The 23,898-nt window shown below is 67.5% G+C and carries 24 protein-coding genes and 1 pseudogene; 12 read left to right on the top strand and 13 right to left on the bottom strand.

The genetic code is table 11. From position 1 onward, the window contains the following. Positions 1 to 79 precede the first annotated feature (79 nt). Both ACFXQA_RS06485 and hemE read right to left on the bottom strand, forming a co-directional pair. Positions 80 to 1,576: a protoporphyrinogen/coproporphyrinogen oxidase gene (locus ACFXQA_RS06485; protein ID WP_394518979.1), complete on the bottom strand. Its 1,497-nt coding sequence runs from the start codon at positions 1,574 to 1,576 to the stop codon at positions 80 to 82. Continuing rightward, on the bottom strand, positions 1,573 to 2,607 hold the full coding sequence (gene hemE, locus ACFXQA_RS06480; protein WP_394518978.1) for a uroporphyrinogen decarboxylase: 1,035 nt from the start codon (positions 2,605 to 2,607) through the stop codon (positions 1,573 to 1,575). The genes ACFXQA_RS06485 and hemE overlap by 4 nt, the downstream gene beginning before the upstream one ends. Before the next feature lie 116 nt (positions 2,608 to 2,723). Here hemE and ACFXQA_RS06475 point away from each other — a divergent pair, with 116 nt between their 5' ends. From ACFXQA_RS06475 to ACFXQA_RS06455, 5 genes are all read left to right on the top strand, one after another. Then, on the top strand, positions 2,724 to 4,052 hold the full coding sequence (locus tag ACFXQA_RS06475) for a glutamyl-tRNA reductase (protein ID WP_394518977.1): 1,329 nt from the start codon (positions 2,724 to 2,726) through the stop codon (positions 4,050 to 4,052). A 639-nt stretch (positions 4,053 to 4,691) separates the two neighbouring features. Beyond that, positions 4,692 to 5,495 (top strand): TIGR04255 family protein, encoded by an 804-nt coding sequence (locus ACFXQA_RS06470; RefSeq protein WP_394518976.1) that lies wholly within the window; start codon positions 4,692 to 4,694, stop codon positions 5,493 to 5,495. 179 nt (positions 5,496 to 5,674) lie between these two features. After that, positions 5,675 to 6,217: a helix-turn-helix domain-containing protein gene (locus ACFXQA_RS06465; protein ID WP_394518975.1), complete on the top strand. Its 543-nt coding sequence runs from the start codon at positions 5,675 to 5,677 to the stop codon at positions 6,215 to 6,217. Continuing rightward, positions 6,214 to 7,002, top strand: a complete 789-nt coding sequence (locus ACFXQA_RS06460; RefSeq protein ID WP_394518974.1) for a hypothetical protein — start codon at positions 6,214 to 6,216, stop codon at positions 7,000 to 7,002. The genes ACFXQA_RS06465 and ACFXQA_RS06460 overlap by 4 nt, the downstream gene beginning before the upstream one ends. Positions 7,003 to 7,232: 230 nt before the next feature. Continuing rightward, the gene (locus ACFXQA_RS06455; RefSeq protein ID WP_394518973.1) at positions 7,233 to 7,835 is read left to right on the top strand and encodes a hypothetical protein; all 603 of its coding nucleotides are present in this window, start codon (positions 7,233 to 7,235) and stop codon (positions 7,833 to 7,835) included. A gap of 227 nt (positions 7,836 to 8,062) precedes the next feature. On the opposite strand, the gene ACFXQA_RS06450 is transcribed toward ACFXQA_RS06455, so the two are convergent. Genes ACFXQA_RS06450 through ACFXQA_RS06440 form a run of 3 tightly spaced genes read right to left on the bottom strand, consistent with a single transcriptional unit; the run spans position 8,063 to position 9,973 of the window. Then, positions 8,063 to 8,659 carry a hypothetical protein gene (locus ACFXQA_RS06450; protein WP_394518972.1) on the bottom strand — a complete coding sequence of 199 codons (597 nt, stop codon included), beginning with the start codon at positions 8,657 to 8,659 and terminating at the stop codon, positions 8,063 to 8,065. 29 nt (positions 8,660 to 8,688) lie between these two features. Beyond that, positions 8,689 to 9,456, bottom strand: coding sequence for a hypothetical protein (locus ACFXQA_RS06445; protein ID WP_394518971.1), 768 nt, complete (start codon positions 9,454 to 9,456; stop codon positions 8,689 to 8,691). Then, positions 9,446 to 9,973: a hypothetical protein gene (locus ACFXQA_RS06440; RefSeq protein WP_394518970.1), complete on the bottom strand. Its 528-nt coding sequence runs from the start codon at positions 9,971 to 9,973 to the stop codon at positions 9,446 to 9,448. Before ACFXQA_RS06440 ends, ACFXQA_RS06445 begins: the two co-directional genes overlap by 11 nt. A 592-nt stretch (positions 9,974 to 10,565) precedes the next feature. Between ACFXQA_RS06440 and ACFXQA_RS06435 the strand changes: the two are divergent. Continuing rightward, a pseudogene (locus ACFXQA_RS06435) lies at positions 10,566 to 10,736 on the top strand (HhH-GPD-type base excision DNA repair protein); the annotation flags it as partial. Between the two features lie 95 nt (positions 10,737 to 10,831). Here ACFXQA_RS06435 and ACFXQA_RS06430 read toward each other — a convergent pair. Beyond that, entirely contained in the window at positions 10,832 to 11,383 is a 552-nt protein-coding gene (locus ACFXQA_RS06430) for a hypothetical protein (protein ID WP_394518969.1), read from the bottom strand. Positions 11,384 to 11,547: 164 nt separating this feature from the next. On the opposite strand from ACFXQA_RS06430, the gene ACFXQA_RS06425 reads away from it, so the two are divergent. Together ACFXQA_RS06425 and ACFXQA_RS06420 are read left to right on the top strand one after the other, a co-directional pair. Further along, complete coding sequence (locus ACFXQA_RS06425; protein WP_394518968.1) at positions 11,548 to 12,843, top strand: hypothetical protein; 1,296 nt, start codon at positions 11,548 to 11,550, stop codon at positions 12,841 to 12,843. Positions 12,844 to 12,883: 40 nt separating this feature from the next. Continuing rightward, positions 12,884 to 13,354 carry a hypothetical protein gene (locus ACFXQA_RS06420; protein WP_394518967.1) on the top strand — a complete coding sequence of 157 codons (471 nt, stop codon included), beginning with the start codon at positions 12,884 to 12,886 and terminating at the stop codon, positions 13,352 to 13,354. Between the two features lie 30 nt (positions 13,355 to 13,384). Here the strand turns inward: ACFXQA_RS06420 and ACFXQA_RS06415 are convergent, their stop codons facing one another. From ACFXQA_RS06415 to ACFXQA_RS06395, 5 genes are all read right to left on the bottom strand, one after another. After that, positions 13,385 to 14,509 carry a hypothetical protein gene (locus ACFXQA_RS06415; protein WP_394518966.1) on the bottom strand — a complete coding sequence of 375 codons (1,125 nt, stop codon included), beginning with the start codon at positions 14,507 to 14,509 and terminating at the stop codon, positions 13,385 to 13,387. Then, positions 14,506 to 15,891, bottom strand: coding sequence for a glycine--tRNA ligase (locus tag ACFXQA_RS06410; RefSeq protein ID WP_394518965.1), 1,386 nt, complete (start codon positions 15,889 to 15,891; stop codon positions 14,506 to 14,508). The genes ACFXQA_RS06415 and ACFXQA_RS06410 overlap by 4 nt, the downstream gene beginning before the upstream one ends. An 84-nt stretch (positions 15,892 to 15,975) precedes the next feature. Then, entirely contained in the window at positions 15,976 to 16,875 is a 900-nt protein-coding gene (locus tag ACFXQA_RS06405; RefSeq protein WP_394518964.1) for a hypothetical protein, read from the bottom strand. Continuing rightward, the gene (menC, locus tag ACFXQA_RS06400; RefSeq protein WP_394518963.1) at positions 16,872 to 18,005 is read right to left on the bottom strand and encodes an o-succinylbenzoate synthase; all 1,134 of its coding nucleotides are present in this window, start codon (positions 18,003 to 18,005) and stop codon (positions 16,872 to 16,874) included. Before menC ends, ACFXQA_RS06405 begins: the two co-directional genes overlap by 4 nt. Positions 18,006 to 18,095: 90 nt before the next feature. Further along, a complete protein-coding gene (locus ACFXQA_RS06395) occupies positions 18,096 to 18,317 on the bottom strand; it encodes a hypothetical protein (protein ID WP_394518962.1) in 222 nt (73 codons plus the stop codon). Between the two features lie 134 nt (positions 18,318 to 18,451). Between ACFXQA_RS06395 and ACFXQA_RS06390 the strand changes: the two genes are divergently transcribed. Both ACFXQA_RS06390 and ACFXQA_RS06385 read left to right on the top strand, forming a co-directional pair. Next, positions 18,452 to 19,264 (top strand): SDR family oxidoreductase, encoded by an 813-nt coding sequence (locus tag ACFXQA_RS06390; RefSeq protein WP_394518961.1) that lies wholly within the window; start codon positions 18,452 to 18,454, stop codon positions 19,262 to 19,264. Positions 19,265 to 19,289: 25 nt separating this feature from the next. Next, positions 19,290 to 19,511 (top strand): multidrug transporter, encoded by a 222-nt coding sequence (locus ACFXQA_RS06385; protein ID WP_394518960.1) that lies wholly within the window; start codon positions 19,290 to 19,292, stop codon positions 19,509 to 19,511. Positions 19,512 to 19,526: 15 nt separating this feature from the next. Here ACFXQA_RS06385 and ACFXQA_RS06380 read toward each other — a convergent pair whose 3' ends face one another. Continuing rightward, positions 19,527 to 20,219 carry a GNAT family N-acetyltransferase gene (locus ACFXQA_RS06380; protein ID WP_394518959.1) on the bottom strand — a complete coding sequence of 231 codons (693 nt, stop codon included), beginning with the start codon at positions 20,217 to 20,219 and terminating at the stop codon, positions 19,527 to 19,529. A gap of 87 nt (positions 20,220 to 20,306) precedes the next feature. Between ACFXQA_RS06380 and ACFXQA_RS06375 the strand changes: the two genes are divergently transcribed. After that, a complete protein-coding gene (locus tag ACFXQA_RS06375) occupies positions 20,307 to 21,713 on the top strand; it encodes an MFS transporter (protein ID WP_394518958.1) in 1,407 nt (468 codons plus the stop codon). 33 nt (positions 21,714 to 21,746) lie between these two features. Here the strand turns inward: ACFXQA_RS06375 and ACFXQA_RS06370 are convergent, their stop codons facing one another. Further along, the gene (locus ACFXQA_RS06370) at positions 21,747 to 22,538 is read right to left on the bottom strand and encodes an alpha/beta fold hydrolase (protein WP_394518957.1); all 792 of its coding nucleotides are present in this window, start codon (positions 22,536 to 22,538) and stop codon (positions 21,747 to 21,749) included. A 75-nt stretch (positions 22,539 to 22,613) separates the two neighbouring features. Here ACFXQA_RS06370 and ACFXQA_RS06365 point away from each other — a divergent pair, with 75 nt between their 5' ends. Continuing rightward, on the top strand, positions 22,614 to 23,873 hold the full coding sequence (locus ACFXQA_RS06365) for a condensation domain-containing protein (RefSeq protein ID WP_394518956.1): 1,260 nt from the start codon (positions 22,614 to 22,616) through the stop codon (positions 23,871 to 23,873). Positions 23,874 to 23,898 lie beyond the last annotated feature (25 nt).

Here is a 23,898-nt window from a genome sequence, read left to right as displayed (position 1 = left end):
TGTGATCCCAGGCTAGCCAGATATTCCGTCAGAGGCATCCGCCCTTGACATCCCGGGCGATGCGGGGCAGTCCGCACCCTCAGAGAAGGGTGCCGCCTTTCCACAGCACTGCGCTGCGCAATCGGTCGGCCTCGCGCTGCGCATCTGGCACGACCTGAGCCAGCCCCGTGCCCGACAGCCAGGCCCCGGTCGCACCGATGCCGGGCACCGCGCGGATCGTGCTGCGGGCAGCCGTGGTGCGGGCTGCGCGTCCGATCGCCGCGCCGGGCTGCGACTGGGTGTAGCGCTCACGGCGCGCTGCGCGCAGGCGTGCGGGGTCGAGAGCGACCCCGAGAAGAGCGGATGCTTCTGCGAGCGCGAGCGCGGCAGCATCCGCGTCGTCGAGGGTCGAGGTCGCCGGCTCCTCGCCCTGCGTGCCGAACGAGACGCGCAGGACGTGCACTCCGGAATCGGCCTGTTCGGCGAGCCAGCGCCATTTGGCCGTCGAGTGGGTGAGTGCCTTCGCGGCGCGGCTTCCGGGCACGACCAGCACCCCGGCTCCGCGGGGGTGAGCATCGAGCTGGGGCTCGTCGACGACGAGCGTGACCACCTCGACGACGGGCGCGAGCTCGGCGACCGGATCGAGGTCGGGCGCATGCGGCGACAGGAGCGCGAGCGCCGCGGCTTCGGGGAGGGCGACGAGCACCGCGCTCGCATCGCGTTCTTCACCGTCGGCCAGCACGACGGTCCAACCGTCCGAGCCGCCTCCGCTCCGCGCGGGGGTCGTGCTCGGCCGCAGCGCAGCGACCTCCGCACCGGTTTGAAGCTCGACTCCCAGATCGAGGAGCCGCGCGACCAGCGCCTCGACGAGGCGGCCCATGCCCCCGCTGAGGCCTTCGACGGCGCCGCCCGGGGCGACGGTGCGCCCGGCGCGCAGCTCGGCGACCGCGCCCGAGAGCGAGCCGACGCGCGTGAGGGCGGCGTTGAGCCCGGGAACCGCGAGGTCGACGTCGATGTCGTCGGGCCGGGCCGAATAGACCCCACCGGTCACCGGCGCGACGAGGCGGTCGAGCACGCGGGCGCCCATCCGGGAGCGCACCAGCGCTCCGAGGCTTCGCTCGTGACCGATCGTCAGGGGCGGTCGGATGCGGTCGACGAACGCCCGCCAGACACCTCGGTTGCCGATGATGCGGCGTACTTCGGGAGACCACGGGTTGTCGGGTATGCCGAGCACCCCGCCCTGCGGGAGGGGAGCGGCGAGGCCGCCGGGGAGGCCGGCGACCCAGGCGCCGGCGGGGTTCGGCGTGACGACGGCGTCGCCGAGGCCGAGTTCGTCGACGAGCGCACGCACGACACCGCCTCGCGTGGCGTAGCTCTCGGCGCCGACGTCGAGCGTGAGGCCGCCGACCTCGGCCGATCGCAGCACTCCGCCGAAACGCTCGCCCGCCTCGAGCAGGGTGACCCGCAGCCCCACCTTCGCGAACTCGAGCGCGGCCGTGAGACCCGCCATGCCCCCGCCGACGACCACCACTCTCGACTCGGCGGCGATCGCCGCGAGTCGCTCGAGCGGCTCGAGCGATTCGGCGGACTCGCTCACGAATCGAGCCCGTGGACGTGCTCGACGATCCGGCTGAGTACCGCCGGGTCGGCGTCGGGCGGCACACCGTGGCCGAGGTTCAGGACGTGTGCGCGCGCCGCGCGACCGCGCTCGACGATGTCGTCGATGTGGGCCGCGAGCACGGGCCACGGGGCACCGAGGAGAGCGGGGTCGATATTGCCCTGCACCGTGGTGTCGGGGCCGAGAACGGCGGCCGCCTCGTCGAGCGGGGTCCGCCAGTCGACTCCCACCGCGTCGGCGAGGCCGCCGAGGCGCATGTCGTCGAGGAGCGCCCCCGTGCCGACGCCGAAGTGGATGCGCGGCACCGCGATGCCCTCGAGCGCGACGGTGGAATGCGGCGCCACGAAGGCGAGGTAGTCGGGCCGCGAGAGCGAACCCGCCCACGAGTCGAAGAGCTGCACCGCCGAGGCGCCGCCGTCGATCTGCGCCTGAAGGAAGGCGCGCGAGACGAGAGCGAGCCAGCCGGCCAGGCGATGCCACGACTCGGGATCGGCGTGCATCATCCCGCGGGCGCGCAGGTGCTCTTTCGAAGGCCCGCCCTCGACGAGATAAGCCGCCAGCGTGAACGGTGCCCCGGCGAAGCCGATGAGCGGTTTGTCACCCAGTTCGGCGGTGACGATGCGCACGGCCTCGCGCACCGGCTCTGCCGCCGCGGCCACGTCGGCCGGGTCGACGGCGATGATGCGCGCGACGTCGGCGGCGGAGCGCACCGGGTCGGCGAAGACGGGGCCGCGACCGGGTTCGATCTCGACGTCGATCCCCGCGAGGCGCAGCGGCACCACGATGTCGCTGAAGAAGATGCCCGCGTCGACGTCGTGGCGGCGCACCGGCTGGAGGGTGATCTCGGCGGCGAGCTCGGGAGTCAAGCAGGCGTCCAGCATCCGTGTTCCGACGCGCAGTTCGCGGTACTCGGGAAGCGAGCGCCCCGCCTGCCGCATGAACCACACCGGGGGCCGTTCGGGTCGGTCACCGCGGAGGGCGCGGAGCAGAGGTGCATCGGGAGAAGCCATGGCATCCATTCTCCCACCGGCGTCGCGGCGATAAGGGTCCCCTGACCTCTCGCCGTCGAGACACAGTCTTGTCGCTCGACGACGGGGGCCGCGGGGCGTTCGGTAGAATCGTCGGTGTGCTGCTGTGTGTCAGCGCGAGTCACAAGACCGCGCCCTTCGATCTCCTCGAGCGCCTCAGCGTCCCCTCCACACCTATCGCCCCGTTGATCGCGGCGCACTCCGAGTGCGTCCAGGGTGCGGTCGTCGTCGCCACGTGCAACCGCTTCGAGGCCTACGTCGACATGGACGAGCCGGTTACCGCCTCGGGGGCCGTCGGCCTCGAAGCGACACTCGCGGCCATCGAGGCCGCCACCGGCGTCCCCGCGGCAGAACTCGACGGAACGTACCGTCTCCTGGGCGGAGATGAAGTCGCCGAGCATCTCTTCTCGGTCGCCTCGGGCCTCGAGTCCGTCGTCGTCGGCGAAGGCGAGATCGCAGGTCAGGTGCGCCGCGCGCTGACCGATTCGCGTCGGCTCGGAACCACGTCGACCGAACTCGAGCGCCTCTTCCAGCGGGCCTCCGAAGCGCAGCGCGGCGTGAAGAACGCCACCGCGATCGGCCGTGCGGGCCGTTCGCTCGTGCGCCTCGCGCTCGATCTCGCCGACAGCCGCATCACCGACTGGTCGAAGCTGCGCGTGCTGCTGATCGGCACCGGTTCGTACGCCGCCGTCACCCTCGCCGCCCTCCGCGACCACGGAGCCGAAGACATCTCCGTACACTCCCCCTCGGGCCGTGCCGCGGCGTTCGCGGCCAAGCACGGCATCCGCGCGGTGGCTCCCGAGCGATTCCCCTCGGCCGCGATCCACGCCGACCTCGTGATCACCTGCACCACCGCCGAGCACCACGTGCTCAGCGCCGCCACCTTCGCCGCCGGTCGCGGGGCGTACGACGTCGCCGTGGCGGCAGCATCCGGATGCCCCATCGCTGCCCCCGAGCGACGCCTCGTCATCGATCTGGGCCTGCCGCGCAACGTCGACCCCGATGTCGCGACCGTCGCGGGCGTCGATCTGCTCGACCTCGAGACGATCCGCATCCACGCTCCCCTCGAGGAGTTGCAGGCGACGGATGCTGCGCGCGAAGTCGTCCGCGACGCCGCTCGCCGGTTCGCAACCGTGGGCGAGCGCAAGAGCATCACCCCGGCGGTCGTCGCCCTGCGTACCCACGTCTTCGGGCTGATGGAGTCGGAGATCGCACGCGCCAAGGCGCGCGGAGACGACGACGGTCGCACCGAGCAGGCGCTGCGCCACCTCGTCGGCGTGCTGCTGCACACCCCCACGACCCGCGCCCACCAGCTGGCCGAAGACGGCCGCACCGACGACTTCGTCGCCGCGCTCTCGACCCTCTACGGCGTCACCGTCGCCGAGCCCGAGGTCAGTGCCGCGATCGCCGAGCCCGGCGTCGCCTGACCGCGCTCCCCCTCCCTCTCCCCGCGAAACGTCATCGTGCGGACGAGACTGCGGTCGCACGCCGATGTCCCGCCTGCAGGATGCAGTCTCGATGTCGAGTGCGAAAGCTCGGGTGGGGTGGTTCAGGAAATCCCCGATCCCTTACGGGACAGGGGGGTCGCAGAAGGCGGTACGGAACGTTTTCCACGTCAGGCCGCTCGATTTTCCACGGTTGGCCGAAAACCCCTGAGTTTCCCCGGTTCTGCACTTGCCTGCACGCGTCCCTCGACCAGTGGCCCGGGAGCCGCGCTTCCGTCTCCGAGATGCGCCTTCGCCCGCCCCGTTCCGGTGGCTCTCTGCTTCACCCAGGTCTGCCAGCAAGCCCGCGCCGGCGTTCTGTCGGGTCGGCTTCATCCCCCCTCGCAGCGCTGCCAGGTTGGGTGTTTATGCCCTTACGGGCTAAGGCGGCGCGTTGACATACTGTTCATGAGGCCATGCCCCTCCTCCGCAGTGCATCCGCAGCCCAGGCGCAGGAGGACTACCGAGGGACGCCAGCTGTAGGTAGGCCCCTGAGAGTGGAGCTGGCGTGCAACTCACCCTCTTCCTGTCGGCCTGAACTGGGCCTTCCGCGCACTGTAAAGTCATGTGTAAACTTGGTGCATGCCTCGAACCCAAGGGAAGCGGCGGTTGGAGAAACCCCCTCTCCTCATTGCCCTAACGGAAATCCGCTTCGCTCCCATCCTGTCGATGCCGACCCTCATTCCAGAGATCCAAGAAAATCTCCGAAAAAGCGGATTCCCGGCTTTTACCGCCAATGCGGTGCAACAGTTCCAGATGATTCTGGGTGGGGGCGAACCTACGATTCAAACGACGTCCCGATGGGTTTTTTCTTCTGCGGACAATTCGAACGCAATCACCCTAACGACGGAGGGCGCATCGGTTCAGACTACGCAATACACGGATTTTGAGTCGTTTCTCAAGCTTATTCGCGTCGCCGTTACAGTCTTGTCGAAGGTCGCGGAACCAAGTTTCACTGGTCGCATCGGCCTGCGTTATGTCGACGCCATCGAAAACATCGCCGACGACGTGCAAAGGTACTTCAACGAGAGCGCCTTGACGTTCAGTGCGGCAGATCTGGGAGTGAAATCGCTCCAGTTCAATCAACACATCATGGCCGAGACGGATTTCGGAGGCCTTCAAATCCGGTTGACACAAGTCAAGGATTCCGCAATCCTCCCCCCGGATCTGCAAACCCCTGAACTTGAAGACCTTTCACGGGTCATACCTGGCACTCACGCCATTCTCGATATTGACAGTTCCGATGCCCGCCGGACGGAGTTTCGGTGGGAACTCATAGAAGAGAGACTGTGGGCGGTGCATCATTACGCAAGTACTGCCTTCTGGAAGGCAATCACGGATGAGGCTCGCGACATATGGGGCGAGCGCGTGGGAGACGACGAGTGACCAGATTAGGAGCTGTACACCCTGCGCGAAGGCTGGAACCCACGACTGGCTGGACCGACGCCGTCTTCCAGGTTGCGTTTGGCGCGTCCGGAGGGTTCCATAACGTCCTGGCAAACTCCGGTTCCATCTCGTCACGAGGATCATCGATTGATCTTTGGAAACTGGCGGGCACGGGAGGTGTGGTCACCGACTCCGTTCTGAGCTTGTTTCAGTCCTGCCCGACGGGTGGACTCTCGAAGATGGTGGTCGTGGGTCGGTCGGCGGCCGCTCCTGTTGATTGGCGAACGACTTCCGAACTCGTAAACTACGTACGCACCGCATTCGCGATGTCGGTGACTGATCTTGCTTCTGCGCTGGGCGTGGAGCGGCCGACCATCTACTCGTGGCTGAAGGACTCAGCGACACCCAGCCCTGCGAAAGCCCGTCACCTGCAGAGCGTGGTCAGGCTTGCGGACCTGTGGGGGCAGGTAGGCGCTGGCGGGCGCAAACCAGAGATGGCCGCGGAGGTCGCTCCGGGGATCACGCTCCGAGACGCGCTCACTGATGACCCTTTCGCGTGGCAGGCTGAGATTGAGCACTGCCTGAAAATGCAGGCTGGGCAACCCGAGCGGCTCGCAGCGATGAACCGAATCAAACAGGCGACGCGCGATGCGGGCATTCCTAAACGCACCGCCGCCGACTTCGATCTCGCTACGGGACGGCCGCTGTCGTTTGAATCGTGAGTGAAATCGACGCCGACATCCTGACCGTCCGAAGCCTCGGCTGGACGCAGGGCAGCGTTCTCACAGCGTCGGCGACGGATTTGGGTCTCGACGGCGTTGAAACTTCGCAATACATCGTGGCTTCCCATCCGTGCGACGTCGTCTCGCTCAGCTTCGAGAGGGATCCGCACGTCGAGTTGATCCCTATAGACATCCTCGAAAAGACCGACGGCAATCTCACCTTCCGCAAAAATCCGCGGAAGCTGCACATCGAGATCAAGTCGGGTGTCGTGTCAATCGAGGCCGGGAACAAATTCCTCATAGGGCGCAGAATCCTGGCCAGCCTCAAGCCTGATTTCAGCCTATCCGAGTCTGACCGACGCATATTTGCCGCGTGGCTGTCGTTTCGATACCAACGGGCGGTGTTCGCGGATGAATTTAACGAACGACTTCGCCCTGCCCAGAAAAGTATCGAGACGGCTATCAAAAAGCGCGGCTCGAAGCTTTCTGGAATCTATCTCGCGACCCAGATCGACGAGTTACCAAGGGACACGGCGTACAGCGTCTCAATAGTAGGAACCATGCTCGATGAGGATTGGCCATCTAAGACGTCCTGGGCCGACTGCAGCGAGCTCGTAGAAGAACTCAAAGAGGCTTTCGACGGCGTGCCCGGAATTACCGTGGTGAGTGCTGAGCTCGTCGCGGAGAATGATGTGAGCCTCTCGCTTCTCCGAACCCATGCCCGTTGGGATGCCGAAAGCGTGAGCTACCGGGAGGGCGACGATGCCGCTTACCCGCCGGATTAGGGCCCGCACCGAGGGGGTCACGCCGACGGGCTTATTCAACACCTCTGCTGTCCAATCTCCGCGAGTCTGCACCTGCTCCCCTGGCCTGCAACGGCTGGCCCGCCCGCGCCTCTGGCGGCACCGCAGACGTATGGGTGGGCGATATCTCGGTGCCGCGGTTCCCATAACTCCCGGACGAGGCGACGCGGAAGTCTCTGTACGGGGCGGCACAAGCTATATCCAACTCCGACGTGACCAGAGTCGAAACTCTACGCGAGCGAACGCTCTGCGTCGTCGTTGCCCTCGCCACTAGAGCGGCGACGTTTGACCGGCTCCGCCACTTGACCCGCGCCTGGTGCTGGTGCCGTACCTCAAGGCGCCGTGGCGACCTCGTGGGTGGGTACGGCAACGCTGCTCAGTACCCGGCGTACAGGTGCTCCGACGCCACTCACACGGTCGCCGCCAGTGCGGCCCCTGTTGACGAGCTGGTGACCGCTGTGGTCTTGGCGAAGCTCGCGGACGTTGACCTCGCGACCCCCAAGCTGGAGTTCGCAGGCGCGGGTCGGCTTGCCGAGGTCGAGGAGGCCATAGCGCGGCTCATGGCGTCGTTCACGGCGCGGGAGCTGCCAGCCGAGGTCGTGTCCCGGCCGTCGCTCAGCTCGAAGGCGAGCGCGACGAGCTGCGCGTCCAGAGGCGACGAATCGAGGCAGCCGAGGCAGGCCCAGACCTCACGAGCGTGGACCGGCAAGCGTGAGATCAGATGGAGGAAGCCCAACGGAGGGCCGTCATCGAAAGACGTCTCGTGTGCGTCCAAATACTTCAGCAGTGTTATATACGAATGGTCAAACGGCTGACTCCGAGTGTTATTGCACTCACGACAGAGGCTCGGCTCCCACTTGAGGATGTCAGCCTTCGCGCCCCTCACATCGGTTGGCTCACTGCCTGAACTGAAGTGCACGACGGCGTTGTCACCCGACCAGGACCCGCGACCGTGGTTTAGCCGCAACTCGGCGGCGGCGAACTTGTGCTCCCGCGAATCGGCCGGGGCGCCGCACCACCAACAGCTGGGTCCAGCCACGCTCTAGCTCTTGGCCTTTGCGCGGGGCAAGTCGGACTTCACGAGGTTGACGCCGATGGAGCTGAGCTTGAGGTCGTCCGATTTCGCGCTGCTGAGGAACCCAGCCTTGCGGGACTGAGATGCCGCATTGGCTGCATCACTCGGGAGCCTCCAGTCTGCGACCATGAAGCAGCTCATGACCTGCGCTACCGTCGCCACATCGAGCTCTGCAAGCCTCAGGATCCAGTAGACAGCGACGGCGTAGCGCTCGTCGTTAGAGCCCGGCGACTTCTCGGCGGCGAACGCCTTGAATGAGGTTTTGCCATCCGGGAACAGTTCGATGTTTGGATCGTTGGATACCGACTTGCCGGGCTTAGCGCTGTTCTTACGCGCACGCCTGGTCGAGGTCGACCCGCCGTCGCTCGACGCGGGCGGCTGAGCGCCAGACAGCGACCCCTCTTCCTCGACTGTCGGGATGGCAGGGGTCTCGGCGAAAGACAGGGGGGCGCTTCCGATCAGGTAGTAAAACGCATCAGCCTGCAACTTTTCCGGAAGCGAGCTCACCACATCAGATGCACGCCGGACCCGCTCAAGACGGGTGTCGAATTCACTAGCGTTCATGTTCGGGTCCTCCATTGGATGGTTGAGGGTTACGACTTCGAGAGGGTATGGATGAGATGCTCAGCCGCCTGGACACCGGGCGGCAGGAGCCGGACGACTTTCGTCACTTCGTCGAAGTCAATTAAGCGGTCCACATGCATTGGACGCAGGACAGTCCTCCGTAGATCGTTTGGGCGCTTGTGTTCGAGCCACGACACGAGATCCGACTCGGTGCCCTCAGTCACGCCTGCGAGTAGAAGGAGCGCCTGCTGCTTCAGCGTGAGGCCGGTACGCAGCACTCGACGCTTCTCGCCCCATTTCCACACCAGGCTGACCTCGCGTTCCACGAGCGCCTCGACTACCTCTGTGGCGCGGACCGTCGTCAATCGGTGCAGAAGCCGGACAAGTTCTGCCATGAGCCACTTGGACATGTAGAGCACCGCTGTAGCGTCCATCTGGTTTGGATTCACATCACCGCCTGCGTGCCCAACCCCACGGTTGTTTCGAATCTCGTAGAGCGCGATGATCATCCGGGGGATCTGGATGCGTGGAGACCGATCCGCCGTCGTGTACTTCTGCTCAAGAGCGAGACAGGCCGCGGGCATGTTCCTGGGTTTACTTGCCCGCGCAGGATACGTGCCCGACAGATAGCCCTCGATGATCGTGTAGACCGCTTCGCAGAGCTTCCCTCCGTTGAGCTCGGAGGGCTCCCACCGATGCTCGGCGTAATTGGTGACAACTTCCGCGTGGGCATCAAGCAAGTCCTGCGCGAGGGCCGGAGGCAAGACCGCGAAAGCGGTCTTGGGGTCAATCGGCATCGGAATCCGCGAGGATCGCCTCGACTGCTTTCACGCCCGCGGTCGTCAGCTTGTAAGTCTTTCGAGCCTGTCGGCTTTTTCCAGTCTTGCCGGTCTGCATGACCAGTGCGGGCTTCTGAGCCTCTGCCGTTCCGAGCGCATCGGTGATGTTGGGGATGCCTTGGCCCATGTTCTTGAGCGCGGTGTTCAACGTAAAAGACTGGAAAGTGCCGCTGCCCTGCACGACTTGGAACCAGTACGCAGCGAGCAAAGCCTTTTGCGTGTTGGTCTTCGCGACTCCCGTCTCGAAAAGCTCGTCGATCGACGAGTAGCCGGAGCTCGGCGCTTCCGCCGACATCCGTGGCGCAGTATCCTCGAAGTCTGACTTCGATACCGCATCGGTCTTGAGGTCTCGCACGGAGTAGCGGTCAGCAGCCCATCGCAGGATGCGGTTCTGCTGCTCGGGTTCCAGCGGTGAAAGTGCCGATGAGATGGCCCCCATCGCTTTTATTTCTAGATCTTCGTTCTCAGTGCTCATGAGTCTCTCCCAGGTTCGAGTCCAGGCGACCGTATCACATACATCGGCTCATGTCACCGATAAATGCTGCGTTTTACGCGCCCATCTCGCGCTAGAGGCTCCCCGCCCGAGATGCCGCGGCATTGTCATCTGTTTTTCCGGGCTCTCGGGGGGCAACTACCACGCATTACCGACCGCCGTGTCTACGAATGGCTAAAGCATGTTCGTTGACTGTCACGACCTAACGAACACCGATCCGGAAGTATGTGCCGTAAACACGGGCTGCGACGCTTGCCCTCAGGCGCGGACGGGTGTTCGCTAGCGCTCATTGGGCTAGGTGTTTCATGCGGGCGGCTTGATGCCTGGATCCCTCCTGCGGCAAAGTTCCCTGTATTTGCGGCGTTAATCACCCAGGTCGGGCGCGACAGCTGCTATCACGAGACCCGCAAGTGCGAAACTCCGACCCGGACGGCCAGCCACTATGCGACGCGCCTCCAACCACCGAATGAAGCGACCTCGATGCGCTTGCACACCTTCGCTACGGTGTTCGCAGACCACGGCGCACCTGTCGCGGTGGTGAGGCCCTCAGCGTTGAGGTGCGCAGCGGTCCCAGCTCGGCAAGCAGCGCGGCTTCACGGGCGAAGGATGGCGCGAAGCATCCGCCCCTTACGGCGAAGAGGGCTCGTTCCGTTCGGTGGCCGACATCACGAGCCCCGACTCCCTCATCAAGGTGCGTGAGCACAAGCGTGAGATGAAGGCCGCCGCCAAGGAAGCGAAGGCCTGAAGCCCACGAACAGGCGGCGAGGGCGACACGCCGCTTCTCGCAATCGCCTGGCTCGAACGCGCTGCGGTCCGCCCGTCCGGCTCGGGCAGGCTTGGCTACTCGTCACCCTCGATGAAGCTGCAGTCGACTGATCCGGCGCGCTCGTCAGCGACCAGGATGTTGCCGTCGCGGCGGATCTCGCACGAGATCACCGTGGTGGGGGTCGACGTCTGCGCTCCGATCCCGATGACCGTCGCGTTCGAGTCGAGAGTGATCGTGTCTCCCGAGTCCCACTCCACGCTCGTGCGATCGGCGCCGTTCCTGATTACCACGTTGACGGGTTCCGACGAGTCGACCGTGAGCGTGTAGACCGCGGACGGGGCCAGGGCTCCCGCGAGGATCACCGCGACGATGGTCACAGCGGGAACGATCATCGCCAGCGCAGACATCACGAATGCGATGACGCGGCCGGGGCGAGCGGCGGCGAACCCTCGCGCCCTGATCGCGAGCACGAGCGCGACCACACCGAATACCACGGGCAGGATCAGCACGGCCACGCGCGACCAAGACAAGAGCATCCCCACCGCGAAAAATGCGAGAGCGGCAAGAGAGAGCCCCACGCTCGCCATACGCAGCCGCGACACCGCGAGCGATGAACCTTCGGGCATTGGCTTCCCCCGTTCGAGACACGACGAGCATAGGCGAACGACGCACATCGACCCGCGAGGGGTTCTCTTTCTGCACTCGGTATGCGAGGTTGTTGGGACGGTGTCTTCGCTCGTGGACACCACCAGCAGTGGACCGTGCGCAAGGGACGGGTGAGGATACTTCTGTGAGCTACGACGACCTGGACGATGCCATCGGCAAGCTGAAGAAGGCGGCGATCGACGCGTGGATGGCTGACGACGCCTTCTACAAAGACAAGCTCGGTGAGAACAAGTACTACAAGTGGGGCTTCGCGCCGAACGGCTACGAGATGCCGAACGACGCCGGCGAAGGCGGCGGCAAGGTCGACGGCATGCCTTGGGACGATGACATCTCTTTCGACGGCATCCGCTCACGCGTCGATAACGCAGTCGAAATTTGGCGGGATCTGCCCACCGGCACGGCCGCCGGCGTGTACAAGACGTCCACGTCGAGCGCGGCCGCCAGCCTCGGGGCGTCGGGGACCGGCGCGTCTGTTGCCGACGACGGAGCGATTCTCACGTCGACGAACACCATGGGCGATCTGCTCACGCAGCAGCTCGTCGCGTCCTTCATCGGACCGATGCTCGACAAGTACTACACGCAGTTCAAGGGAATCTCGCAGAGCCTCGGAGCCGCTGCCGCGATCCTGCAGATGAACTACACGATGCAGTCGAGCATGTGGCAGGGTGTGCGCGACGACGTGGCCACCATCATCGAGAACGCGGAATCCGCGTGTGCCGAGTATGCGGAGAGCAAGGGAACGGCCGACTTCCAAGTCACGCTGGGAGTCGTGGCGACAGTCGCCGCTGCGGTGGCGACCGTGGCGACGGCCGGCGCCGCAGCACCCCTGGTCGGCGCGATGGTCACCCTCTCGGCTGCGGCCTCGACCGCGGTCGCCGCTATCAGCGCGGATGCTTCGATTACGGGCGGAAGCTACGACGAGCTCATGTCGTCGTTCGAGGAGGCACTGGAGACACTCCGCTCGGCGGTCTCCGATCAGGAATCCGAGGTTCGCACCATGCTCTCCGGCGCCGTCAGCGCGGTCGCCGCGGACCCGGGCGGCTTCGATCTCAACCGCTACAAGATCCACCCGCAGGATGAGGCCTTCTCCGACGAGATCGTGATGGTGCGCCAGCATACGGACACCGTGTCGAGCAATATGCAGCGTGTGATCGAGGGCCTCGACGCCGCGAAGACCGCACTCGGATCCCCGCCCGACTCGGACCCGACGCCTCACCTGCAGATCTCGAGCGGAACGCACTCCTCTGCGCTCAGTCTGTTCGACTACACGGCCGATGCACTCAAGTCGACGTTGGAGGAATACTCTCGCGGCAAGGATCTCTTCGACGCCGAGGTGGAGAACTACTTCAACACCGACGAAGAGAGCCGGCAAACCGTCGAGGACCTTGCTGCATCCGAAGCCCTCACGCCGAGCTCCTGAGCCTCATCAGGAACCCCCGAACAGAACGGATCGCATCGCAATGGAAAGCCGTGTCCTCGGACCCGTGGAGCTCGTCGGCGGTCTCGGCGGCGCCGTGTTCGAAACGTCGACCGAGCTCAGCGGCGCCACCGTGCCGCTCCGCCTCGAAGTGGACTACCCGGCTCGCTTCGACGAGCGGCAGCTCGCGCAACTCGACGCCATCCTCCTCGGCTGGGAGCGGATCGACACGATGGCCCGTGACGCGCTGGTGTCGGCTCTGGACGATCCCGATTCTGCTCCATCGGCACTCCTGCGGGAGTGGGAAGAAGAGTCCGAGTCGCGCGAAGGCGACACCCGCCGCTTTCTCGCCGAACTCAAGCCGAAGAGCGTCACCATCCTGTGGGATGCTGCGGGCGCCTATCAGGATCGCATCGTGATGCCCTACGGCTACTCCCTCGCGGCCGACTCGGTCATCCTGCGTTTTCGTGACCGAGTAGGCGTGGAGATCGATCCGGTCCGGCGCGCGGCCTGACGAGCAGAGCACCGCCGAGGGAAAATCGGCTCAGCGCAGCGGTGGCCACTCCTCGTAGGTGTACGACTCGGCGATCTCCGACGAAGAGCCGGATCGAGCTTCGAGCTCTCGACGGATGTCGTACACGTCTCCCCACCAGTCGGGCGAGAAGAGCTCGATTTCGACACCGGTCGGGGAGTACGAGATGTCGAGGGTGTAGCCGGCGGGGTTCTCTGCGCTGACGTTCATGCTGTCGTGCCAGGTATCCCACCCCTCTGCCCCGAGTCGCTCGGCAAGGAGTTCCGGGGTCGTGTCACCGAGACGCGGATCGAGGCGGAAACCGAGCTCGAAGTCGTAACACTCGGCGGCCAGTTTTTTGCAGTCGCTCCATCCGAAGCCCGCGCTGGTGGCCACCCATCCCGTCGGCCCGAACTCCTCGCGGAGCGGAACGAGCATCGCCTGGGTCTCGTCATGGCGCTGCACCGCCAGGTCGGTCTGTTCCGAGAGAGAACGACTCGCGGCTGCGGTGACGGTGTCGCCCGCGGCGTCGCGCTGGTTCGACGTCGCACCCGCAGCGATCGCGACGGCGCCGACGAGCAGGGCGGGAGCGGCGAAGAGCGCGATCCAGCCGACGACGGTCCGTCCGGGTCCCGGCGGACTCGTGCTCGGTCGTCGAGCGACGGCGAGAATGAGGATCACGAGCCACGTCGCGACGGCGATCACGAGGGCGGCGGAGAAGATGACCGTCTCCGCCGGCCGCGAGATCGGCGCCGACACCACGGAGCGCAGCAGGGAGGGCATCTCGCCCGAATCACCGATGCCCGGGATGGTGATGATCCCGGCGATCCAGCTCCACCAGTGCACGTGGAGCAACGGCACGATCGGCGACGGTGTGGTGCGCACGCCCTTGCGGCGCAGCAAGAACCGGGGCAGCACCCCGAGCAGCCCCGCCCCCGGCACGAGCACGGGCGAGAGCACCAGGAAGATCAGGGCTTCCCACCCGCCGTTGTCGCTGATGAAGCCGCGCACGACGAGGAAGATCGGCAGCCCCCACGCGACGAACGGCCAGGCCATCCAGGTGACCCGCGCGATGCCCGAGGGAGGGCCGGCGGGTTCGGGTGTCGCGTGGTCCGCCGACGGTTCAGGGTCGCGGTCGGCGACCCCGGGCGACGTCACGCCCCGCGCAGACGCTCAGCGAGATAGCCGTGGAGGGCGTCGAGCGGCACACGCTCCTGGGTCATGGTGTCGCGGTCGCGCACCGTCACGGCGCGGTCGTCGAGCGAGTCGAAGTCGATCGTGACGCAGAACGGTGTGCCGATCTCGTCTTGACGACGGTAGCGACGACCGATCGCGCCGGCGTCGTCGAAGTCGACGTTCCACTGCGCGCGCAGATCGTCGGCCACTTCGCGCGCCAGCGGCGACAGCCGCTCGTTGCGCGAGAGCGGCAGCACGGCGACCTTGACGGGCGCGAGGCGAGGATCGAGCTTCAGCACGGTGCGGCTGTCGGTGCCGCCTTTAGCGTTGGGCACCTCTTCTTCGCGGTAGGCGTCGACGAGGAACGCCATCATCGCCCGGGTGAGACCGAACGAGGGTTCGATGACGTACGGCGTGTAGGTGGTGCCACTGGTCTGGTCGAAGAAGTTGAGCTTGGCCCCGGATGCTTCGGAGTGGCTCGTCAGGTCGTAGTCGGTGCGGTTGGCGACACCCATGAGCTCGCCCCACTCCTTGCCGGGGAAGCCGAAGCGGTACTCGACGTCGATCGTGCCGGCCGAGTAGTGCGCACGGTCGTCTTCGGGAACGTCGAACTGGCGCATGTTCGCGGGGTCGACGCCCAGGTCGATGAACCAGTTCCAGCACGCTTCGACCCAGTGCTCGAACCACTGCTGCGCCTCGTCGGGGGCGGTGAAGTACTCGATCTCCATCTGTTCGAACTCGCGCGTGCGGAAGATGAAGTTGCCCGGGGTGATTTCGTTACGGAACGACTTGCCGACCTGGCCGATGCCGAACGGCGGCTTCTTGCGCGACGCGGTCAGCACGTTGGTGAAGTTCACGAAGATGCCCTGCGCCGTCTCGGGACGCAGGTAGAACAGTCCACTCTCGTCGTCGACGACACCGAGGTAGGTCTTCACGAGGCCCGAGAACGAACGCGGCTCGGTGTACTGGCCCTTGGTGCCGCAGTTCGGGCACGGCACGTCGAGCAGGCCGTTCTCGGCGGCACGGCCCTTCCGCGCCTCGAAGTCCTCGATCAGGGTGTCGGCGCGGAACCGCTTGTGGCAGTGCAGACACTCGACCAGCGGATCGGTGAAGGTCGCGACGTGACCGGATGCTTCCCACACCCGCTTCGGCAGGATGACCGACGAGTCGAGGCCGACCATGTCGCCGCGTCCGCGCACGAAGGTCTGCCACCACTGACGGCGGATGTTCTCTTTGAGCTCGGTACCCAACGGTCCGTAGTCCCACGCCGAGCGGGAACCGCCGTAGATCTCGCCCGCTTGGAAGACGAACCCGCGATGGCGGGCGAGGGCGATGACCTTATCAAGGCGGGACTGTTCGGCCACGGTGGCTCCAGGGGTCGAATGCGACGCGGGGTTTTCGCAGCCGAAAGGCTACGTTGTCCATCCTAGTTCCGGGCAGGAATGCGCTCAGCCGGTCGCCGTGTCGGCCCCGGTACCGAAGCCGCACCAGTCGGCGACCCACGTCAGCAAGTCGGCTTTCATTTCGGGCGAGGCGGCGATGTCTGCCTGCCCTTCGATCCTGTCGACCGTGACGTCGAAGGTGAAGACGGTGCCACGCTTGTCCTCCTGCACGACGTGCGGATCGCAGCGTTGCGGGGCGAGCGGGATCTCGATGACCGCGGGGCCCGATTCGGGCGCGATGTCGAGGCGGAGGGCATGGCTCTCGGCGGGTCCGCCGACCCCGTACATGAGGAGCGGCGTCGCGTGCACGGCCGTGAGTCGGGCGGAGCCGGCGCCGGTCGGATCGACGGCGACCGTCAGCGTGCCGGCCTCTCCGGGTGGGGCGGGGGCGAACGACGCGATCGACACCTCCGCCGTCTGCGCGAGAGCACCGGCGAGACATTCGCGGCGGTGCAGGTCGGAGACGAACCCGAGCGCATCGTCGATCTCGAAGCGGGCGATCGAATCGGCCGCACCGACGTCGAACTTGACCTCGAGCATGGACGACCCCTCATCGGGGGCGTCGCAGTTCATCGGGGGCAGCTGCACGCGCACGTTGACGGTGCGCCCGGGCGCGATGTCGGTGTCGTGGGCGACGACCCTGCTCGCGATGCCGTCGAAGCGGTCGTCTTCGACCTCGACCTTGCCGATGCGCAGGGTGTCTTCGGCACCGTTGGTGATCTGCACCTGCGCTTGGCGGGCCGCGACGTCACCGCGAAGCTGCACCAGGCTGGCGGTGATCCCCGACGGCAGCGCTGTCGCCGACGGCGAGGGATGCGGCGCCGCCGTGCAGCCGGCGAGCGCGAGGAGCACGAGGAGACCGGCGGCCAGCGCGCCCGCGCGCACCTTCGGTGTTCTGCGCGTCACCGGGCGATCGTCTCGCGCTGCACCGTGAACGCGTCGAGCGCGGCCTCGTCGATCTCGATACCGAGACCGTGCCCCGTCGGCACGCGAACGTGGCCGTCGTCGAGGACGACCGGCTCGGTGACGATGTCGCGCTCGTAGAAACGCGATGATGCCGAGATGTCGCCGGGGAGCGTGAAACCGGGGAGTGCGGCGAGTGCGGCGTTGGCCGCGCGTCCGATACCCGTCTCGAGCATGCCGCCGCACCAGACCGGAAGCCCGGCGGCCCGACAGAGGTCGTGGATCGCGACGGCCTCGAGGTAGCCGCCGACGCGTCCGGCCTTGATGTTGATGACGGATGCGGCGCGCAACGCGATCGCGTCGGCTGCGGCCTTCGCCGAGACGATGGATTCGTCGAGGCACACGGGGGTGCGGAGCCGTGCGGCGAGGGCAGCGTGGTCGACGATGTCGTCTTCTTGCAGCGGCTGCTCGATGAGGAGCAGGTCGAACCGATCGAGCTCGGCGAGCAGGTCGGCGTCGGCGAGCGTGTACGCCGAATTCGCGTCGACCTGCAACGGAATCATCCCGAACGCGTCGCGCACGGCGGCGGTGTCGGCGAGGTCACGGCCGGGTTTGATCTTGATCTTGATGCGGGCGTAGCCCTCGTCGAGGTAGCCCCCGACCGCCTGCACGAGCGCGGCGGGGTCTCGCTGGATGCCGACCGAGACACCGGCGGGCACGCGGTCGCGCTCGGTACCGAGATAGGCGGCGAACGAGCGCCCCTCGGCGCGCAGGGCGGCGTCGAGCACGGCGGTCTCGAGCCCGGCTTTGGCCATCCGGTGTCCGACGAACGGGGCGAGCACCCCGCCGACCTCCTCGGCCGCGATGGTCGGGCGATCGAGGAGCGCGGGGATCAACCAGCGTCGCAGCGCGTCCCACGCGCCGTGCGTGTATTCGCTCGAGTACAGCGGCGCGTGCTGCGTGACGACCTCGCCCCAGCCGTCGCCGTCGGCCGTGCGGGCACGCACCACGATGACTTCGCGCACGTCTTCCGTACCGAACGAGGTCGTGAACGGCGAGACGAGCGGCAGGTGCAGAACACGCAGCTCGAGGCCCGACAGGCGCACGGGGGCCGAGGATCGCACGGGAGGCATGGGATCAGGGTATCGGCGGCTCGCTGGGCAACCGCCCCGCCCGCTCGGCGCCCGTCGGTCCGAGGTGGGGTCGACGGGGTCGGGCGCGGGTCAGTCCTTCGCGGGGTCGGCGCTATCGCCCGCGGGGGTGCGGAAGACGGTGTGGTCGGCGACGGGCGGTTCGTCGGTCGCGTCCTGGGCGTCGTCCGACGGGCCGGAGAAAATATCGGGTTCGTTCTCGTCCTCCTCGTCGTGGTCTTCGCGTTCGAGGGGCGCGTCGTCGAGGGCGGTGTCTTCGCCGGGCACGGGCAGGAAGGGTTCGGAGGTCGACATGTCGCGAGTTTGTCACTTCTGGGGCGCGAGTCGAGTTAACGATTCCTGGGAGTGCGAGTCCGAGCACGCTAGTGAACCGGTCCCGGGCTGTAAAGGGCCGCGCCGACCGTTGCGCTGCGACCTAACCTCGAACCATGGCTTCTTCTGATTTCTCCCCGCGCCACGCCATCGTGACCGCTTCGGACTCCGGCATCGGTGCGGCGACCGCCGTCGCCCTCGCCGAGGCCGGCCTCGACGTCGGCATCACCTGGCACTCCGATGAGGAGGGGGCGCAGGGCACAGCCAAGCAGGTTCGCGCCCGCGGCGGGCGCGCCGTCGTGGCACGCTTCGACGCGACGGACTTCGACGCGGCCGGTCGCGTGATCGACGACCTCGCCGACGAGCTCGGTGGCGTCGACGTCTTCGTGAACAACGCGGGCGGCGGATCGGGCGGCCCCTTCCTCGATATGGACCTAGACGCCTGGCGGCAAGACATCGCCCTCAACCTCGACGGGGCGTTCATCGGTCTGCAGGCAGCGGCGCGGCGCATGGTCGCCGCCGGACGCGGCGGGCGCCTCATCGCCGTCTCGAGCGTGCACGAGCACCAGCCGCGCGTCGGGAGCGCGGCGTACGTCGCCGCCAAGCACGGCATCGGCGGACTGCTGAAGACCATGGCGCTCGAACTCGGGCGTTACGGCATCACCGCGAACGCGGTGGCCCCGGGTGAGATCGCGACGCCGATCAACGACATGTCGGCCGAAGACGCCCAGACGACGCATCGCGGCGGCATTCCGCTCGGCCGCCCTGGCACGCCCGACGAGATCGCGGCCGTGGTGGCGTTCCTCGCTTCCCCCGCGGCATCGTACGTCTCGGGTGCCAGCTGGGTCGTCGACGGCGGGATGCTGCAGATGGGCCCGCAGGCCGGATCCCACCTCGAGAGCGACGCCTGGCGTGACGCCGGCAAGTGATCGTCCGGACGACGAGGAGACCGACATGACCGAACAGGACAGCACGCACGAGATGAGCGCGCATGAGATGAGCGACGCCGAGAAGCGCCACGATCAACTCACGAGTGCCCCGGACGCGACCGAGGCCGACGCCGCGCCCCGCATCGACGTGACCGAGCACGACGGCATCACGCGGATCGACATCCGCGACGACGCGGCCGTGCGCCCGGGCCCCGGCCAGGGCGACCCCGAGGCCGACGGCGCGTAGCGCCCCGTCGCGACCTCAGCGGGTCAACAGATAGCCGCGCTCGACGTCGAAGCCGCCGACCCGGAGCCCGTCTGCGAGCGCGGCGAGAAGACTTTCACGCACCCGCAGTCGCCATTCGGCGGCGTCTTCGGGTGAGGTGGCGCGGATCGCCCCGATGTCGCGAGGAATCTGCACCGCCGCGACCACCTCGCCGAGGAGTGGCGGCGACCCCGCGACCGCCCACGACACCAGGAGGCGGTCCGAGGCGTCGCCGCGGTTCACGTCATCGCCCATCTGGCCGTACTGGTCGACCAGGTAGTCGGCCACCCCGCCGCCCAGCACGGTCAGGTTGAAGTGGGCGTTCCGCGCGATCAAGGGGTCGAACGTCCAGGTGATGCGGTCGATCTCGCGCTCTCTCGCCCAGGCGCGCTGGTGCAGCTTCACGGCACGGCCGATGCCCCGCCCCTGCGCCTCGGGCAGCACGCCGGTGATGTGGGAGTGCAGGGTGCGCGCGGCGGGGGCGCCGAAGAACGCGGCCGAGGCAGCCAGCATCCGCTCGCCCTCGTAGACCCCGACGACGTAGTTGCCCGCGTGCTCGAGTGCGCGCAGGATGTTCGCCGGCATGGTGCTGCGTTCGCCGGGCCACACCTCGTCGAAGAGGCGGGATGCGGCGTGAACCCCGTCGACCGTGTCGAGCGTGCGGATGGCGAGACCGGCCGATTCGGGCATGGCCCCAGTCTCGCACCGGCGACCCCGGCGCCTCGGGCCGCAGCTAGCCTGGGGACAGTGGCCCGGGATGAGAATGCACGTGAACGCTTGACCCGAACCTCCCCCCAGTGGGCCGTGATCGCGGTGCTGGCGGTCGCCGGACTCTGTTCGTCGTTCATGTTCACCCTGGTCGTACCGATCCAGACGCAACTGCCGCAGCTGCTGAACGCCTCGCGAGACGACACCGCCTGGGTCGTCACGTCGACGCTCCTCGCCGCGGCGGTGACCACCCCGATCGCGGGGCGCCTCGGCGACATGTACGGCAAGCGACGGATCGTCCTGGTGCTGCTCGCGGTGCTCGTGCTGGGGTCGGTCATCGCCGCCCTCTCGACCGGCATCGGCAGCATGATCGTCGGCCGTACCCTGCAGGGCGCGGTCGTCGGCGTCGTCCCCCTCGGCGTCTCGATCCTTCGCGACGTGCTGCACGAGAAGCGCGTCGACAGCGCGATCGCGCTCATCAGCGCCACCCTCGGCGTCGGCGGAGCGCTCGGTCTGCCGATCAGCGCCCTGGTGTCGGAGTACAGCGACTGGCACGTGCTGTTCTGGATCGCCGGCGGGCTCGGGGCGGTCGTCTTCGTGCTGGTGCTGTGGGTCGTGCCGGTGAGTGTGCTGCGCACCCCCGGCCGGTTCGACTTCGTCGGTGCCGCGGGCCTCGCGATCGGCCTCATCGGCGTGCTCCTCGCCGTCTCGCGCGGCAACACCTGGGGGTGGCTCTCGCCGATCACCCTCGCCCTCGGGCTCGGTGGCGTCGTCGTGCTGCTCGTCTGGGGCTGGTACGAGCTGCGCATCGACGATCCGCTGCTCGACCTCCGTGTCGCCGCGCGACGCCCGGTGCTGCTGACGAACCTCGCCTCGGTCGCGATGGGTTTCGCGCTGTTCGCCTCGAACGTCGTCTACCCGCAGATCCTCGAGCTGCCGGTGGAGACGGGCTCGGGATTCGGGCTCTCGCTCCTCGCCGCGAGCCTCGTCGTCATGCCCTCGGGCCTCGTGATGATGGTGCTCTCGCCGATCTCGGGGCGACTGGCCCGCACGATCGGTCCGCGCGTGCTGCTCATCGCCGGTGCCGTGTCGCTGATCGCGGCCTATGGCTTCACCCTGCTGTTCGCGAGCGAGGTGTGGCAGCTCGTCGTGGCGAACATCCTCATCGGCTTCGGCATCGGCTTCGGCTACGCCGCGATGCCGATGCTCATCATGCGCTCGGTGCCGCCGAGCGAGACAGGCGCGTCGAACGGACTGAACGCCCTCGCCCGCTCCCTCGGCACGAGCACCGCCGCAGCGATCGTCGGTGTCGTCCTCGCGTCGATGTCGACCGTCCAGGGCGACACGCAGGTGCCGACTCCCGAGGCGTTCCAAGTCTCGTTCCTGCTCGGCGGCGGGGCCGCTGTCATCGCCCTCGTCATCGCGCTGTTCATTCCGACGCGCTCGGCCGAGAAGCATCCGTCGCTCCCCCACTGAGGCACACGATGGGGCGGTGCGGATGCTGCGGCGTCAGACCTTGCGCCGCGCGACGGCGCTGACGTGCTCGGCGAACCGGCCTGCCCACCCCAGCACTTCGTGGGGTGAGCGCGCCACCGACAGGATGCTGCCCGGAATGATCTCGCGCAGCTTCTCGGCCGTCGAGAGCGGGTGCGCCGGGTCGCCCGCCCAGGCGAGAACGAGCGTGGGCGTGACGATCTTCCGCAGGGTTCCGACAGGTGGGAAATCGGTCGCCGCGGCGCCGCGGAGCACGGTGGGGAGCAGCCCCACATCGACCGCCGGGTAGCTCTCGGGGGCGTCGGCGAGCGCCGGCGGAACCGGAGCGGAGCTGCCGAGCTCGACGAGCGCGTCGACGCCCTCCCGCTCGACGAATCGGGCGTTGCGGAGGTAGGTCTCCGACTGCGCGGCGCGCGTCGTCCACGCCGTCGGCGGTACGACCAGCGTGAGGCTGGCGAACCGGTCGGGGTCGCGGACCGCGGCGTGCAGCAGCGTGCCCGTTCCCATCGACGGCCCGACGCCGTGCACCCGCTCGCCGGGGGCGACGTCGTCGAGCACCCGGAGCAGATCGTCGGCGAGGCGGTCCCACCCGTACGACGCGGGATCGGTGTCGCCGGTGGAGCGCCCGTGGCCTCGGGCGTCGTAGCGCAGCACACGGGCACGGTTCAGGGCACGGCCGAGATCGAGCCCGAGCTGGGCATCGCGGGAACGGCTCGACGTCAGCCCGTGCAGCTGCACGGCCAGCGGTCCCGAGTCGCCGGTGACATCGTAAGAGATCGCTGCTCCACCGAGATCGAGCAACCCCACCGTCATCCTCCGTCACCATCCCGAGATATCGTCCGTTTAGACTACGGCGCCATGCGGTTGACCACAGTCACACGAATGACGCTTCCCCCGGGACGGGTGTCGAGTTTCGTCATTCACACGAGCGAGACCCCCGGTCGGCGCCTCCCCGTCTCGTTCGATCAGCGACGTCACGTCGGTGAGGGGCAGCGCCCCGGGTCGTGGATGGCCGTCGCCTTCCGTCTTCCGCTCGGCGTCGATCGCGATGACCTCGCGGCGGGGTGGCTGCGGGTCATCGCGCGTCACGGCACTTTTCGCACGGCCTTCCGCCCGGGCGACGACGGCGTGCCGACCCTGCACGAGATCGAGGTGATCTCGGGCGAGTGGTTGCAGCATCCGGTCGCCCCCGGTCGCACCGCCCGCGAGGTGGTGCGCGACGTCTTCGACGAAGCCTGCGCGCCGTACCAGTCGCCGTCGTATCGACTCTGCCTGCTCGAGCCGCTCGATGAGACCGAGGGCGGTGTCGTCGTCATCGGCGCCGATCACTCGCACGTCGACATGTGGTCGTGGCACGTCGTGATCCGCGACCTGCTCGCCGCGATCGACGGGGCCGACTCCGAGCCCGCGGCGTCTTTCGCCGAGCACACCGATCTGCTCGAGCAGATGCCCCCGGCTCCCGCGGAGGTCTCGCGGCGCTGGGAGGCGATCCTCGCCGCGGAGGCGGGCGCGATGCCGCTCTTCCCGCTTCCGCTGGGCGACGTGTCGAGCCCGCGGCGGGCGGTCGTCGAGGTGCGCGACGTGCTCGACTCCGCCGAACTGCGCCGGTTCGACGCGGCGGCCGCGGCGCTGTCGGTGCGGGCGATCGCTCTGGCGATGAGCGTGCTCACGCGCGTCACGCGGACGCTGGCCGATGCCCCGCTCCGCGCGGTCTTTCCGGTGCACAGCCGGTACGACCACCGGTGGCACGACGCCGTCGGTTGGTTCATCACCAACGCCGTGATCGAGAGCGACGACGACGACCCGGTCGCGTGCGCCGCCTCGGTCAGAGAAGCGATGGCGCTGGGCTCGTACCCGCTCGCCCCGATCCTCGCCCCCTACGGCGGCATGCCCGTGCGGCCGGGCATGTTCGCCCTCTCGTGGCTCGACGTCCGTCGCATGACGATGCCGACCGACCCCGAGCTCGAGATCCAGCACGTCTCGGCGGCGATCGACGTCGACGGGGTCATGATCTGGTTCACCGCGACGCGCAGCGGACTCCAGCTGCGCTCGCGCTATCCCGACACCCCCGAGGCGCGGGCGAACGTGGGCGCGTGGCTCGACGCGCTCGAAGCCGGACTCGAGGATGCTGCGGCCCGCTGAGCTTCGTCCCGGCGCAGCATCCTCT

Origin of the sequence: Microbacterium shimangi (assembly GCF_043556445.1) — a bacterium.
Lineage (GTDB): Bacteria > Actinomycetota > Actinomycetes > Actinomycetales > Microbacteriaceae > Microbacterium.
The sequence above is the reverse complement of the archived record's forward strand: the minus strand, read 5'-3'. Positions and strand labels throughout refer to the sequence as shown.